Source organism: Burkholderia sp. WTPI3, assembly GCF_021483755.1.
Taxonomy (GTDB): Bacteria; Pseudomonadota; Gammaproteobacteria; order Burkholderiales; family Burkholderiaceae; genus Burkholderia.
In genome coordinates, this window is the sequence record NZ_JAGIXF010000124.1 from 1 (window position 1) to 14548 (window position 14548).

15 protein-coding genes and 1 pseudogene are annotated in these 14548 nt (G+C 68.3%); 10 read left to right on the forward strand and 6 right to left on the reverse strand.

The window, feature by feature from the left end:
* The 8 genes and pseudogenes from J7024_RS33820 to J7024_RS33855 all read left to right on the forward strand — a co-directional run.
* Positions 1 to 192, forward strand: a pseudogene (locus J7024_RS33820) (hypothetical protein); the annotation flags it as partial.
* Between the two features lie 5 nt (positions 193 to 197).
* Positions 198 to 1013: an endonuclease/exonuclease/phosphatase family protein gene (locus J7024_RS33825; protein WP_124828138.1), complete on the forward strand. Its 816-nt coding sequence runs from the start codon at positions 198 to 200 to the stop codon at positions 1011 to 1013.
* A 58-nt stretch (positions 1014 to 1071) separates the two neighbouring features.
* Positions 1072 to 1719 (forward strand): LysE family translocator, encoded by a 648-nt coding sequence (locus J7024_RS33830; RefSeq protein ID WP_124828139.1) that lies wholly within the window; start codon positions 1072 to 1074, stop codon positions 1717 to 1719.
* A 227-nt stretch (positions 1720 to 1946) separates the two neighbouring features.
* Positions 1947 to 2717 carry a ferredoxin--NADP reductase gene (locus J7024_RS33835; protein WP_124828140.1) on the forward strand — a complete coding sequence of 257 codons (771 nt, stop codon included), beginning with the start codon at positions 1947 to 1949 and terminating at the stop codon, positions 2715 to 2717.
* 413 nt (positions 2718 to 3130) lie between these two features.
* On the forward strand, positions 3131 to 3946 hold the full coding sequence (gene rqpS / locus J7024_RS33840) for a quorum system sensor histidine kinase RqpS (RefSeq protein ID WP_124828141.1): 816 nt from the start codon (positions 3131 to 3133) through the stop codon (positions 3944 to 3946).
* 7 nt (positions 3947 to 3953) lie between these two features.
* Positions 3954 to 4610, forward strand: a complete 657-nt coding sequence (gene rqpR, locus J7024_RS33845; protein ID WP_124828142.1) for a response regulator transcription factor RqpR — start codon at positions 3954 to 3956, stop codon at positions 4608 to 4610.
* A 220-nt stretch (positions 4611 to 4830) separates the two neighbouring features.
* Entirely contained in the window at positions 4831 to 6231 is a 1401-nt protein-coding gene (locus J7024_RS33850) for an amino acid permease (RefSeq protein WP_124828143.1), read from the forward strand.
* A 212-nt stretch (positions 6232 to 6443) separates the two neighbouring features.
* Positions 6444 to 7469 carry an XdhC family protein gene (locus tag J7024_RS33855; protein WP_124828144.1) on the forward strand — a complete coding sequence of 342 codons (1026 nt, stop codon included), beginning with the start codon at positions 6444 to 6446 and terminating at the stop codon, positions 7467 to 7469.
* Positions 7470 to 7552: 83 nt separating this feature from the next.
* Here the strand turns inward: J7024_RS33855 and J7024_RS33860 are convergent, their stop codons facing one another.
* From J7024_RS33860 to fliE, 6 genes are all read right to left on the reverse strand, one after another.
* Complete coding sequence (locus J7024_RS33860; RefSeq protein ID WP_175751043.1) at positions 7553 to 8272, reverse strand: PepSY-associated TM helix domain-containing protein; 720 nt, start codon at positions 8270 to 8272, stop codon at positions 7553 to 7555.
* Positions 8273 to 8539: 267 nt separating this feature from the next.
* Complete coding sequence (locus J7024_RS33865; protein WP_124828146.1) at positions 8540 to 8872, reverse strand: EscU/YscU/HrcU family type III secretion system export apparatus switch protein; 333 nt, start codon at positions 8870 to 8872, stop codon at positions 8540 to 8542.
* Complete coding sequence (locus J7024_RS33870; RefSeq protein WP_124828147.1) at positions 8869 to 10155, reverse strand: flagellar hook-length control protein FliK; 1287 nt, start codon at positions 10153 to 10155, stop codon at positions 8869 to 8871. The genes J7024_RS33865 and J7024_RS33870 overlap by 4 nt, the downstream gene beginning before the upstream one ends.
* Positions 10156 to 10230: 75 nt before the next feature.
* Positions 10231 to 10563, reverse strand: coding sequence for a flagellar protein FliT (locus J7024_RS33875; protein WP_124828148.1), 333 nt, complete (start codon positions 10561 to 10563; stop codon positions 10231 to 10233).
* The gene (gene fliS, locus J7024_RS33880) at positions 10560 to 10994 is read right to left on the reverse strand and encodes a flagellar export chaperone FliS (protein ID WP_124828149.1); all 435 of its coding nucleotides are present in this window, start codon (positions 10992 to 10994) and stop codon (positions 10560 to 10562) included. Before fliS ends, J7024_RS33875 begins: the two co-directional genes overlap by 4 nt.
* 145 nt (positions 10995 to 11139) lie before the next feature.
* Complete coding sequence (gene fliE / locus J7024_RS33885; RefSeq protein WP_096508364.1) at positions 11140 to 11484, reverse strand: flagellar hook-basal body complex protein FliE; 345 nt, start codon at positions 11482 to 11484, stop codon at positions 11140 to 11142.
* A gap of 248 nt (positions 11485 to 11732) precedes the next feature.
* Between fliE and fliF the strand changes: the two genes are divergently transcribed.
* Both fliF and fliG read left to right on the forward strand, forming a co-directional pair.
* Positions 11733 to 13496: a flagellar basal-body MS-ring/collar protein FliF gene (gene fliF / locus J7024_RS33890; protein ID WP_124828150.1), complete on the forward strand. Its 1764-nt coding sequence runs from the start codon at positions 11733 to 11735 to the stop codon at positions 13494 to 13496.
* Positions 13486 to 14481: a flagellar motor switch protein FliG gene (fliG, locus tag J7024_RS33895; RefSeq protein ID WP_124828151.1), complete on the forward strand. Its 996-nt coding sequence runs from the start codon at positions 13486 to 13488 to the stop codon at positions 14479 to 14481. The genes fliF and fliG overlap by 11 nt, the downstream gene beginning before the upstream one ends.
* Positions 14482 to 14548: the final 67 nt, after the last annotated feature.

Consider the following 14548-nt stretch of genomic DNA (forward strand, 5'->3'; position numbering starts at 1 on the left):
CTCGACGTGCAGGAGACGCTCGACGACGAAACCGCGACGCGCAGCGATCCGTGCCTGCCCGTGTCGCCGCGGCAGATCGTCGCGAGCCATCCGGGCCTCGCGGTCGGCAGCGATGCGTGGACCGACTGGACACTCGTCGAGCAACATCCGCACCTCGTCTACCGCGTGCGTGCGCACGTCGCGAAGGACTGAGCGCCATGTCCGCCGACGCCTTGTCCCTGCCGTTCGCCGAACCGCACAGCGCGCCCGACGAAATCACCGCGGTGAGCTGGAACCTGCACAAGGGCCGCTCGCCGCTCGGCTTCACCGCGTGGAACGCGATGCGCAACTGGATGCAGTCGACGCACGCCGACGTGTATTTTCTGCAGGAAGCGATGGCGCGCCGCATGCCGCGCCCGGTGCTCGCGCCCGGCTTCGGCTCGCCGATGGACGACGCGGTCGACGACGTGTGGCACTGCCAGGCCACCGAGATCGCGCATGCGCTCGACTGGAAGATCGCACTGGGTCCGAATGTGTTCAAGCCGTCGTGGCGGCACGGCAATGCGATCCTGTCGCCGCACCCGCTCGACCTCGGCGGCCGCTGGGACATCTCCGCGCACCGCTTCGAGCGACGCGGACTGCTGGTCGCGCGCGCGACGCTCGCCGGCTCACGGCCCGTCACGCTGCTGTGCGCGCACCTCGCGCTCACGCGCGCGGCGCGACTGCGCCAGATGCACTGGATCGCACACTGGATCGTGCGCAACGCAGGCGACGGCCCGCTCGTGCTCGCCGGCGACTTCAACGACTGGCGCAACGATTCGGTCGCGCTGTTCGGCGAGATCGGGATGTCCGAGGTCGCGACGCTGCTCGGCCAGTCGGGCCGCACCTTCCCCGCGTTCTCGCCGGCGCTCGCGCTCGACAAGATGTTCGTGCGCGGGCTGACGCCGCTCGAATGGCAGGCGCCGTCCGGCGAAACCGCGTGGCTGTCGGATCACCTGCCGTATATCGCGCGCCTGCGCCTCGATCCGCAATAGCGCACAGCGCGCGCTACAGTAGCGGCTTGCCGTCTTCCGGCCTCGCCACCACGCCGCCATGACCTGCCTGCCGATCCTGCTGCAAATCGCCGTCGTCTATCTCGTCGCGGCGATCACGCCCGGCCCGAACTTCTTCATGATCTCGCAGCTGTCGCTCGCCGGGCGGCGCAGCCTGGGCGCCGCATCGGCGCTCGGTGTCGGCACCGCATCGGTTGCGTGGGCAACGCTCGCGATGCTCGGCCTCGCGGCCGTGCTGCACCAGGTCGAATGGCTGTACGAGACGACCCGGATCGGCGGCGCCGTGTATCTCGTGTATTTCGGCTTCAAGCTGCTGCGCTCGGGCGTGCGCCGCGATCCGGCGCCGGCCGACACGCCGGACGACGGCACGCCGCTGGCCGCGCCGCATGCGGGGGACTACCTGCGCGCGTATCGCAGCGGTCTGTTCACCTGCCTGACCAACCCGAAATCGTGCGCGTTCTGGACCAGCGTGTTCGCGGCGATGCTGCCCGCGCACGTGCCGCTGTGGTTCAACGGCGCGGTGCTGGTGACCATCGGCGTGCTGTCGGCGGGCTGGTATTCGTGCGTCGCGCTCCTGTTCGCGAGCCCCCGCGCGCAGCGCGGCTACCGGCGCGTGCGACGCCCGCTCGACGCGCTGTGCGGCGCCGCGCTCGTCGGCCTCGGCGCGAAGCTCGCAGCCGATCAATGAAAGGTTATTGAAATAATTCGTTGCGCCAAATCCGCGCAGCCGCGGGGGTCAAGCCCGCATCCGCCCCAAGCAGGGTAAAATAAGGGGTTCCTCAAACGTCTGTCATCGAGAAGGCGCGTGTCCGACGCGCCGGCCGGCCGATCCACGATCGGGCCGACGCACTCGGTTTTTTTGCCCGTTCTTGGGCCCGTTACACGCGTTCGCTACGCGCGTCCGTTTTCAAAGCCATGAGCAAATACGACACCGCCACCGTCCAATCCGTCCATCACTGGACCGACACGCTTTTCAGCTTCACCTGCACCCGTGAGCCGAGCCTGCGCTTCAACAACGGCGAATTCACGATGGTCGGCCTCGAGGTCGACGGCAAGCCGCTCGCGCGCGCCTACTCGATCGTCAGCCCGAACTACGAAGAGCATCTCGAATTCTTCAGCATCAAGGTCCAGAACGGCCCGCTGACGTCGCGCCTGCAGCACCTGAAGGTGGGCGACGCGGTGCTGATCGGCAAGAAGCCGACCGGCACGCTCGTCGCAGACAACCTGCTGCCCGGCAAGACGCTGTGGATGCTGTCGACCGGCACGGGCCTCGCGCCGTTCATGTCGATCATCCGCGACCCGGACATCTACGAACGCTTCGACAAGGTGATCCTGACGCACACTTGCCGCCTGAAGGGCGAACTGGCGTACATGGACTACATCAAGCACGACCTGCCGGGCCACGAGTACCTCGGCGACATCATCAAGGAAAAGCTCGTCTACTACCCGACGGTCACGCGCGAGGCGTTCGACAACGAGGGCCGGATCACCGACCTGATCGCGACGGGCAAGCTGTTCACCGATCTCGACGTGCCGCCGTTCTCGCCGGAAAACGATCGCGTGATGCTGTGCGGCAGCACCGCGATGCTGAAGGACACGACCGATCTGCTGAAGCAGGCCGGCCTGGTCGAAGGCAAGAACAGCGCGCCGGGCCACTACGTGATCGAGCGTGCATTCGTGGACTGATCGCCCCCCGAATTTGTGCCGCATCAAGAACCGGAGCGAAAGCTCCGGTTTTTTTTCGTCCCTGCTTGGCGAATTCGTAACAAACCGGGATCATTCCATCTCAAATAGTTACATTTGGATACGCGCAGGCACGCGCTTTCATGTCGGTTTTTTTCCTACACGACCTTCATTCCGATTATTCACATTTACCCTTAAATGTCCGCCCGACATGACTTTTTCCTAATTTTTGAGATATTATTCGGCCCGCGCGGTTGCTACCGGAACGACCATCCAAGGGTCGGAATCAAACGTTACGAAATGTAACTTTTGTTACCTGGACACAGGGCGATTCTCCGGCGGCGCCGTCATCGAAACGGCAGCCGACCCGCGCAGCCGGCCGGTGCCTGAACCGCTTTCCGACAACAGGGAGAGTCATGGATACGTCGCTCAACGCGCCCCCGGGCGCCCACGCCCCGTTGCCGTCGCGGCAGCTCGCGCATGGTTGCGCCGCGACTGTGCCCATGGCCGACGCCCTGCCCGAACACGATGCGTGCGACGCACGCATCGCGGCGCTGTCCGCACAACTCATGAACGCCGACGAAGCGGCCCGCCGCCATCTGGCCGGCGAATTGCACGACGGCCTCGGCGCCGAACTCACCGCTGCGCGTTTCGCGCTCGCCAACATTCACACGTGGCTACCGGCCGATGCGCCGGAAGGCTGCCTGCGCGCGCTCGAGCTTGCGCAGCGCGCGCTCGACTCCGCGACCGATGCGAATCGCCGGCTGATCGACGAACGCGGCACGCCCGCGCTCGACGGCGGGCTCGTCGGCGCGTTGTCGGCCTGGGTCGACAGCCACGCGGCACGCACCGGCCTGCGCACGAGCTTCGTGTGCTCGGCCGATGCACGGCTCACGCAACTCGCCGGCGCCAGCGCGCTCGCGATCTTCCGCGTCGCGCAGGAAGCGCTGTCGAACGTCGCGAGGCACGCGCGCGCCACGTCCGTCGATGTGAGGATCGAGACGAGCGGCACGTATCTGGCGCTGATCGTGACCGACGATGGGACCGGTTTCGCCCGCGGCCGCCGTGCCGGCCACGGCCTCGCCGGCATCCGCGCACGCTGCGAAGCGTTCTGCGGCAGCTTCGAAGCGGGCGCGCCGGCATCCGGCCGCGGCGCGCGCGTCGCCGCGCGCTTTGCATGGGAATCGCTGTTCGCGGTGCCCGCCGCGGCACGCCACGCGTCGCGTTCGTGAGGTCGTCATGAGCCTGAACATCCTGCTCGTGGACGATCATGCGATCGTCCGGCAAGGCATCCGCCACCTGTTGATCGACCGCGGCGTCGCGCGCGAGGTGATCGAGGCCGAAAACGGCAGCGACGCGATGGCCGCCGTCGATCGGCAGACGTTCGACGTGATCCTGCTCGACATCTCGCTGCCCGACACGAACGGCATCGAGGTGCTCAAGCGCATCAAGCGCAAGCTGCCGGGCACGCCGGTGCTGATGTTCTCGATGTACCGCGAGGATCAGTACGCGGTGCGCGCGCTGAAGGCCGGCGCAGCCGGCTACCTGTCGAAGACGGTGAACGCCGCGCAGATGATCGGCGCGATCCAGCAGGTCGCCGCGGGCCGCAAGTACGTGAGCCCGGCGATGGCCGAGGCGCTCGCCGAATACGTATCGTTCGAGAACGAGCCGCTGCCGCACGAGAAGCTGTCCGACCGCGAATACCAGACGCTCTGCATGCTGGCGTCGGGCAAGCGGCTCACCGACATCGCGAACACGCTGTCGCTGTCGGTGAAGACGGTCAGCGTGTACCGGTCGCGACTGCTCGAGAAGATGCGGCTGTCGAACAACGCGGAACTCACGTTCTACGTGATGAGCAACCATCTCGTCGACATGGCGCCCGCGTCGGGCGCCTGATTCGCCGAACCGCACGCCCCGGTATCGCGCGCCTCGCCGCCGGAACCGCATCGCGCCGGCCCCGGCCGCCGCGCGTTGCGCGCAAGCGCTTGTTTTATCTGACGATTCCATGCCGCGCCGCTGCGCCGCAGCGAGTCTTTCGCGCCAAATCGGCTAAAATTCCGGGTTTTCACTCAGTCAGCGTCCCGCGCTCGCGCGCGCTGGCGATCGATCCATCGCAATGTCCCTCTTTCGCAAGAAAAACGTCGATCGCATGATCGCCGGCGCGCACGGCGCCGGGCTCAAGAAAGCGCTCGGCGCGATCGACCTGACCTTCCTCGGCATCGGCGCGATCATCGGCACCGGCATCTTCGTGCTGACCGGCACGGGCGCCGTGCAGGCCGGCCCCGCGCTGATGCTGTCGTTCGTGATCGCCGCGATCGCGTGCGGGCTCGCGGCGCTGTCGTACGCCGAGTTCGCCTCGACGATCCCCGTCGCGGGCTCGATCTACACGTATTCGTACGCCACGCTCGGCGAGCTCGTCGCATGGATCATCGGCTGGGACCTGATGCTCGAGTACGGCCTCGCGGCATCGGCCGTGTCGGTCGGCTGGTCGGGCTACCTGCAGTCGCTGCTGCAGGGCTTCGGGCTCACGCTGCCGACCGTGCTGACCGCCGCCCCCGGCGCCGTGCCCGGCGTCGTCACGTGGTTCAACCTGCCCGCGTTCCTCGTGATGCTGGTGATCACGACGCTGCTGTCGATCGGCATCCGCGAGTCGACCCGCATCAACAACATCATGGTGTTCATCAAGGTGTCGGTGGTGCTGCTCGTGATCGCGGTAGGCGTGTTCCACGTGACGCCCGCGAACTGGAAGCCGTTCATGCCGCACGGCTGGAACGGCGTGTTCGGCGCGGCGGCCGTGATGTTCTTCGCGTTCATCGGCTTCGATGCGGTGTCGTCGGCCGCTGAAGAGGTGAAGAATCCGAAACGCGACCTGCCGATCGGCATCATCGCGTCGCTCGCGGTGTGCGCGGTGCTGTACGTGACGGTTGCCGCAATCGCGACCGGCATCGTGCCGTCGGCCCAGTACGCGAACGTGTCGCACCCGATCTCGTATGCGCTGCAGATCGCCGGCGAGAAGTGGGTCGCGGGCTTCATCGATCTCGGTGCGGTGCTCGGCATGCTGACCGTGATCCTCGTGATGAGCTACGGCCAGACGCGGATCATCTTCGCGATGTCGCGCGACGGGCTGCTGCCGGCGACGCTGTCGCGCGTGCATCCGCGCTACGCGACGCCGTTCCTGACGACCTGGCTCGTGGGCCTGTTCTTCGGCCTGATCGCCGCGCTCGTGCCGCTCAACGTGCTCGCCGAGCTGATCAACATCGGCACGCTCGCCGCGTTCTCGATGGTGTCGATCGCGGTGCTCGTGCTGCGCCGCACGCATCCGGACCTGCCGCGCGCGTTCCGCTGCCCGGGCGTGCCGGTGGTGCCGATCCTCGCGGTCGGCTCGTGCCTGTTCCTGATGCTGAACCTGCAGCCCGTCACATGGGCCGCGTTCGGCATCTGGCTCGTGATCGGACTCGTGATCTACTTCCTGTATTCGCGACACAACTCGAAGCTCGCCCGCGGTCACGCGGACTGACGCCCGGCGGCGACGCACGCTGCGTCGCCCCGCTCCCGCTCGACACGGCGCACCCGCCTCGCGGGCGCGCCGTTTGCTTTTTCGGCGCAGCGCACTACCCGCCCGCGCCGGCCGGACCCGCCGTCCGAACCGCCGCCGCCCGCTCCCCGGCGCCCGGCAAGCAGGGCCGCGGCAGGCGGTTCATAATGCGGCCAATCAATGAGGTAACGACGATGGAAAGTGTGGATCTCGACGTGTTGAAGTCGAGCGCGCGCTGGCTCGACGAAGGACGCCGCGTGCTGCTCGTGACGGTCGTGAAGACGTGGGGTTCGTCGCCGCGCCCCGAGGGCGCGATGCTCGCGGTGCGCGAGGACGGGCTCGTGGTCGGTTCCGTGTCCGGCGGGTGCATCGAGGATGACCTGATCGCCCGCGTGCATGCGAGCGGAATCGCGGCCGATGCGCGCCCGGAAGCCGTCAAATATGGCGTGACGGCCGAAGAGGCGCACCGCTTCGGGCTGCCGTGCGGCGGCACGATCCAGCTCGTGCTCGAGCCGCTCACGCGCGACAGCGGGATCGCCGCGCTCTGTGCGGAAGTCGAAGCCGGCCGCCTCGTCACGCGCACGATGACGCTCGCGACCGGCCGCGCATCGCTGTCGCCCGCGCAGGCGGCCGACGGCCTCGCGTTCGACGGCGAGCGGCTCGTGACGATCCACGGGCCGCGCTACCGGATGCTCGTGATCGGCGCGGGACAGTTGTCGCGCTATCTATGCCAGATCGCGGTCGGGCTCGACTACCAGGTGACGGTATGCGATCCGCGCGAGGAATACACCGACGCATGGGACGTGCCCGGCACGCGGGTCGTGCATACGATGCCCGACGATACGGTGCTCGACATGAAGCTGGATGCGCGTTCGGCCGTGATCGCGCTCACGCACGACCCGAAACTCGACGATCTCGCGCTGATGGAGGCGCTGAAGACGCCCGCGTTCTACGTCGGCGCGCTCGGCTCGCGGCGCAACAACGCGGCGCGGCGCGAGCGGCTGCTCGAATTCGACCTGAACGACGTGGAACTCGCGCGGCTGCACGGGCCGGCCGGCATCTACATCGGCAGCCGCACGCCGCCGGAAATCGCGATCTCGATCCTCGCCGAGGTGACGGCCGCGAAGAACAACGTATCGCTGCCGACGATCCTGCAGGTCGAGGGCGCGAAAGCCGCGCGCGAGATCGCGGCCAACAACGGCGCAACCTGCGGCCTCTGAGGTCGGCCGGCGCCGGCTTGCCGCCGCGCCGGACGCACGCTACGCGCCGGCAGTAAACCGGCGCGACTCATCCCGCGAACGAATCAGGCGAGGCCCGCGGCGAGTGCCGCGGCGACCGAACCGGCCACCAGCACGACGCCCACCGTGCGACGCTTGTTCAGCTCCGTCCACAGCAACACGCCCGTCAGCGACAACAGGATCAGCGACCCCGCGATCGTGTCCATCAGCAGCACCCAGCCGAGGCTCATCCCGACGCCGCGATGCAGGTTGTTCAGCGTCGTCAGGAACGTGTTGCCGGTGCGCTTCACCGACACATAGCCGTTACCGACCCAGTATTCGGCCTGCAGGTTCTGGTGCGGCCCGAACAGGCCCATCTGCCAGCGCTCCGGCTGCATCACGCGCTTGTCGCCCCACGCGACCGGCTGCGCCGGCTCCTTGCGCACCCGCCCCGGGCGGCCGTCGAAGCGCAGTTCGTGCTGCAACCACTTCGTCATCGCGGCGGGCGACTTCGGCACCGGGTCCGGCAACGCGATCTGCATCTGCTCGACCTGCGGCTCGCCGGTCGAGATCTTCATCGGCGGCGCGCGATGATTGAGCAGCACGCCCGTCACGCCGAATAGCAGCCCGAGCACCGCGCCCCATAGCCCAACCCAGCCGTGCACCTTGCGCAGCCATTTGATGAAGGTCGCCCGGCGCGAACGCTGGCGGCGGGCGGCCAGTTCGTCGTCGGTCAGCGGGCGTGCGGCGGGATGCAGCACGGTAATGCCCGCCTGCGGCGGGGCGATCGTTTCGGGCGCGTTCACGCGAAAGCTTCCATTCGTCCAAAGCAACGGGCGGCGCACGGAAATCGCGCACCGCCCGGGCAACATGAAAATGAGAATGGATATCATTACATAAACTGCGGCGGCACTCAATCCGCCCGAGCCGCTCGCGCGGGCGGGAAAATCCGGCGATAACCGATGAAGCGCGAAATTTTCACGCAGAACGCGAAAAATAGAAGAAAGATAGCAACGAAATACTTGCGAAAGACGAAGACAGCATTTCGCAAGAAATCGGGCCGCGCCGGGCGCTCAGCGGCGTAGCGGCGGCAGCGGAAAGCGTGGCGCGGCGTCACCCTGGCTGGCCTCGGGCCCGGCCTCGGCGCGATCGAGCGAATACAGCCACGCGAGCAGATCCGCGACGGCCTGGTAAAGCTGCGGCGGAATCCGGTCGTCGAGATCGACCTGCATCAGCAGCGACACCATCTCCGGCGCCGTATGCACGTACAGCCCTGCATCGTGCGCGCGCGCGACGATCATCTCGGCCAGCAGCCCATACCCCTTCGCGACCACGCGCGGGGCGGCATCGCCGCCTTTCGGATCGTAGACCAGCGCGGCTGCGCGCTTGCGGGACGTCATGCTCATCGCGGCAAGTCGTCGTCGAGGTCGGGCGTGCCGGCGGCCGCGCTGCGCGCATACGCGGCGGACGCCGCCTGTGCGATCAGCGGGTCGAAATCGTCCGGCTCGTCGTCGACCGCGCGGATCGACAGCCCGCCGAGTTGCAGCCCAGATCCCTCGAACCGTTGCCGCAGCGCGGCCTCGTTGCGCGTGAGACGGTCCGCGCCGGTCGAATTCGCGCGTAGCCGCGCGACGAGTTGCGCGCCGTTCAACACCAGTTCCGCATCGACGGTGCCGAGCGACGGCAACGTCAGCGTCAGCCGCGTGCGCCATGCGATGCCGTCGCCCGCGTCGTCGCCACGCGATGCGCGGCCGCCGTGCTCGTCGGGCTCGATCGTCCAGTCGAGGCGCGCGCCGGGCCATGCCTCGCCGCTCCAGCGGAATTGATCGGTCGCGAGCGCATCGAGCTGCTGCCTGACGATCGGCACGGCGTCCGGGTGCACGGAAGCCGCGGTCTGCGCCTGCGGGCCGGACGACGCGGCGGCCAGTTCGGCGCGCGCGGGCGTCCAGCGCAAGTCGGCATATTCGCCGAGCGGATCGGCGGCCATGCCGGCCGCGCCCGACGCCGCGTATTGCCGCGCGCCCGCGGCAGCGTTCTGCGCGGGTTCGTTCGGCATCGTGCCGCCCGGCTGTGCGGCGTTTCGGGTCGCGGCCGGCAGCGGCGAGCGCGCCGCGAGCAGTTCGTCGAGCACGTCGGACGCGTCGTGCTGCGCACCGTCCGCAACAGCCTGCCCGAGCGAGGCAAGCCGCGCCTGCGGTTCGCGCAGCAGCGCGGCGAGCGGACGCTGGCCGGCCAGCCATTGCGCGAGATGGGATTCGTAGAAGAGGCCGCTTTCGCTCACGGCCTGCGCGAGTGCGGCATGCAGCACTGCGACGGGCGGCGCCGCGGCGGTCGCGGCAGAAGTGGCAGCCGACGCGGCTGCACCGGACGCCGGCGGCGTTGCCGGATCGGTCAGCAGCACGGCAGGATCGGCCAGCAGCGGCGTTCGTCCGGCGACCACGGGGGTCGCGGCGCCACCCGCGCGCGAAATCGCATCGAGCACGAGCGCGACATCGGACAGCGCGGTTTGCGCGGAGGCCGGCGGCGCGGCAGGCGAGCCGTTCGCCGCGGACGTCGACGAGGCGCCGGTACCCGGCGTGCCGACCTGCGCGGTCGCGCCGCCGCCGGCGGGCGCCGACACGGTGCCGGTCAGCAGGCTGTCGAGGCGGCTCGCCAGCAGGGCGGCCGCAACGGAGTCGATACCGGTCATGATCGGAGCCTGCTCATCTCAGCCACCTCGTTGCGAATCCGGGCGCGCGGGAACCGCGGCCGCGGCCAACGAACGCTACCCGCGTGCGCGGTAGAGATCGGTCAATACCTTGGTCGAGCGCCGCGCCTCGAACAGCGCGGACAGCCGCGCGACTTCCGGGCTCGCGAGATCGCGGATCGCGGCGTCGTCGGCGAGGATGCGGCGGATCAGGCCGAGCTTGCGGCCGAGATCCGATTCGTCGAGCGTGACGCCCGGATCGGCCTCCTTCAGCCCGTCGACGAGTCGCAGGAATTCGGCCTGCAATTCCGGCAGCGCGCTCCAGTCCGCGCCGCGCGCGGCGCACAGCATCCGGCCCGACACGGCCGCGAGCGCCTCGTAACGCGCGAAATACTCGGCCTTGCGATTCATCGCGCCGCGCCCGCTGCCTGTTGCGCGGCCATGCGCGCGACTTCCGGCGCGATGCCCGTCCATGCTTCCTCGAGCGTCGCAAGCAGCCCGTCGACCTCGACCAGCATCGCGTCGCTCGCGTCCGCATTGGCCTGCAGCAGGCGCCGGCCGATATACGCGTACAGCGCGTCCAGACGCTCGGCGATCTCGCCACCCGCGTCGCGGTTCAGCGAAGCCTGCAGGCCGCTCTCGACGATCCCGATCGCCTTGCCGATCGCTTCGCCGCGGGCCGGCACATTGCCTTGCTGCAACTGCAGGCGCGCGAGCGCGATGGCCTGCCGCGCGCCCTGGTACAGCATCGCGATCAGCCGGTGCGGGGACGCGCCCATCACCCCCGTCTCGACGCCGACACGCGCGTACGCACTGGCTCCAGCGTGTCCTGGGGAAAACATGCGCTTCTCCTTTTGATGCGTTGACTATGCGGAGGCCGCCGCCCTGCATTGCACGGCGCGGCCATCTTCCGCAGTTATCGGAAGGAAATTGAAAAGCTTTAGGCGCACGGGCCGCCGGCCCGTCGACGCGGCCGGCCGGCGCGCGTCACACCGACATCTGCATGATGTCGTTGTAGGCGCTCACGAGCTTGTTGCGGACCTGGAGCCCGAACTGGAAGCCGATGTTGGCCTTCTGCATGTCGACCATCACGTCGTTCAGCGACACGTTCGGCGCGCCGACTTCGAACGCCTGCGCCTCGCCCAGCGCGTGCTGCTGGTCGCCGCTGATCTTGTCGAGCGATGCCTTCATCGCGCTCGCGAACGTGCCGGCGGTCGCGGCGCCGGAGCCGGCGAGCGCGGCCGTCGGGCTCGCGACCCCGCCTGACGCCTGCGCGGCCATCGCCTGCATCTGTTGCAACACCGATCCGATTCCGCTGACGTTGGCAGTCATGCTGTCCCCAGAATTAAGAGAAGAGACCCGGCGTGACCGGGCGATCCGCCGGCGCCGCACGACGCGCACCATGCCGGATCGCGAAAAAGGATAGCAGTGCACCGCGCGCCAAAGCCGCGAAAGTACGGGGGAAACCCCGCTCTTTTCGGTCGATCGGACGCCCCGCCGGATCACGATAATCGCATCGTGTCATTGTCCGTCCGCTCGTCCGAGCGGCTCAGTCGTCCCGCTCCGGAGAAACTCGTCGCATGGATTCGCAGGCCAATTCGCTGATCAACCCCGACGCCCGCGCAGGCCTCGCCAGCCCGGTGCCAGGCGCCACCGCGGCCGCCGCGCTGCCGGGGGCGGGCGGCGCTGGCGCGGACTTCGGGTTGGGCGGCTTCGCCGAACGCATCCCGGGCATCTCGCGGATGAAAGGCAACCCGAAGCTGCCGTTCGTGATCGCCGTCGCGTTCGCGGTCGCCGTGATCACCGCGCTCGTGCTGTGGAGCCGCGCGCCCGACTATCGCGTGCTGTACAGCAACCTGTCGGACCGCGACGGCGGCGCGATCATCACCGCGCTCCAGCAAGCCAACGTGCCGTACAAGTTCGCCGACGCCGGCGGCGCGATCCTCGTGCCGTCGAACCAGGTCCATGAAACGCGCCTGAAGCTCGCCGCGATGGGGCTGCCCAAGGGCGGCTCGGTCGGCTTCGAGCTGATGGACAACCAGAAATTCGGCATCAGCCAGTTCGCCGAGCAGGTGAACTACCAGCGCGCGCTCGAAGGCGAGCTGCAACGCACGATCGAGTCGATCAACGCGGTGCGCGGCGCGCGCGTGCATCTCGCGATCCCGAAGCCGTCGGTGTTCGTGCGCGACAAGGAAGCGCCGAGCGCGTCCGTGTTCGTCGACCTCTACCCGGGCCGCGTGCTCGACGACGGCCAGGTGCAGGCGATCACGCGGATGGTGTCGTCCGGCGTGCCCGACATGCCCGCGAAGAACGTGACGATCGTCGACCAGGACGGCAACCTGCTGACGCAGTCCGCATCGGCATCCGGCCTCGACGCGAGCCAGCTCAAGTACGTGCAGCAGGTCGAGGGCAATACGCAGAAGCGCATCGACGCGATCCTCGCGCCGATCTTCGGCGCCGGCAACGCGCGCTCGCAGGTCAGCGCGGACGTCGATTTCTCGAAGATCGAACAGACCTCGGAAAGCTACGGCCCGAACGGCACGCCGCAACAGGCCGCGATCCGCAGCCAGCAGACCAGCAGTGCGACCGAGCTCGCGCAGGGCGGCGCGTCGGGCGTGCCGGGCGCGCTGTCGAACACGCCGCCGCAGCCGGCTTCAGCGCCGATCGTCGCCGCCAACGGCCAAAGCGGGCCGCAGACGACGCCGGTCAGCGACCGCAAGGACCAGACGACCAACTACGAGCTCGACAAGACGATCCGTCATCTGGAACAGCCGATGGGCAACGTGAAGCGGCTGTCGGTCGCCGTCGTCGTCAACTACCAGCCGGTCGCCGACGCGAAGGGCCACGTGACGATGCAGCCGCTGCCGCCCGCGAAGCTCGCGCAGGTCGAACAGCTCGTCAAGGACGCGATGGGCTACGACGAGAAGCGCGGCGACTCCGTCAACGTCGTCAACAGTGCGTTCTCGAGCGCGAGCGACCCGTACGCCGACCTGCCGTGGTGGCGCCAGCCGGACATGATCGCGATGGCGAAGGAAGTCGCGAAGTGGCTCGGCATCGCGGTCGCCGCGGTGGCGCTCTATTTCATGTTCGTACGCCCGGCGATGCGCCGCGCGTTCCCGCCGCCGCAGCCGGTCGCGCCGGCGCTCGCGGCGCCGGACGATCCGGTCGCACTCGACGGCCTGCCCGCGCAGCTCGGCGCCGACGAAGCCGATCCGCTGCAGCTCGGCTTCGAGAACGAGAGGAACCGCCACGAACGCAACCTCGACTACGCGCGCACGATCGCCCGCCGGGATCCGAAGATCGTCGCCACCGTCGTGAAGAATTGGGTGTCCGATGAACGCTGAAGGTTTGACCAAGAGCGCGCTGCTGCTGATGTCGATCGGCGAGGAAGAAGCCGCCCAGGTATTCAGGTTCCTCGCGCCGCGCGAGGTCCAGAAGATCGGCGCCGCGATGGCCGCGCTGAAGAACGTCACGCGCGAGCAGGTCGACGACGTGCTGCAGGACTTCGTGAAGGAAGCCGAGGGGCACACCGCGCTGTCGCTCGACTCGAGCGACTACATCCGCTCGGTGCTGACCAAGGCGCTCGGCGAAGACAAGGCCGGCGTGCTGATCGACCGCATCCTGCAGGGCAGCGACACGAGCGGCATCGAGGGCCTGAAGTGGATGGACTCGGGCGCCGTCGCCGAGCTGATCAAGAACGAGCATCCGCAGATCATCGCGACGATCCTCGTGCACCTCGACCGCGACCAGGCGTCCGAGATCGCGTCGTGCTTCGCCGACCGGCTGCGCAACGACGTGATGCTGCGGATCGCGACGCTCGACGGCATCCAGCCGGCCGCGCTGCGCGAGCTCGACGACGTGCTGACCGGGCTGCTGTCCGGCAGCGACAACCTCAAGCGCAGCCCGATGGGCGGTATCCGCACCGCGGCCGAGATCCTGAACTTCATGACGAGCAACCATGAAGAAGGCGTGCTCGAAAGCGTGCGCCAGTACGACGCCGATCTCGCGCAGAAGATCATCGACCAGATGTTCGTGTTCGAGAATCTGCTCGACCTCGAGGACCGCGCGATCCAGATGGTGCTGAAGGAAGTCGAATCGGAAACGCTGATCGTCGCACTGAAGGGCGCGCCACCCGCGCTGCGCCAGAAGTTCCTCGCGAACATGTCGCAGCGTGCGGCCGAACTGCTCGCCGAGGATCTCGACGCGCGCGGCCCGGTGCGCGTGTCCGAAGTCGAGACGCAGCAGCGCCGCATCCTGCAGATCGTGCGCAATCTCGCCGAAAGCGGCCAGGTCGTGATCGGCGGCAAGGCGGAAGACGCGTATGTCTGATTCCAAGCGCGAGCGCGCCGGCACCCTCACCGCGTACCAGCGGTGGGAGATGACGTCGTTCGATCCA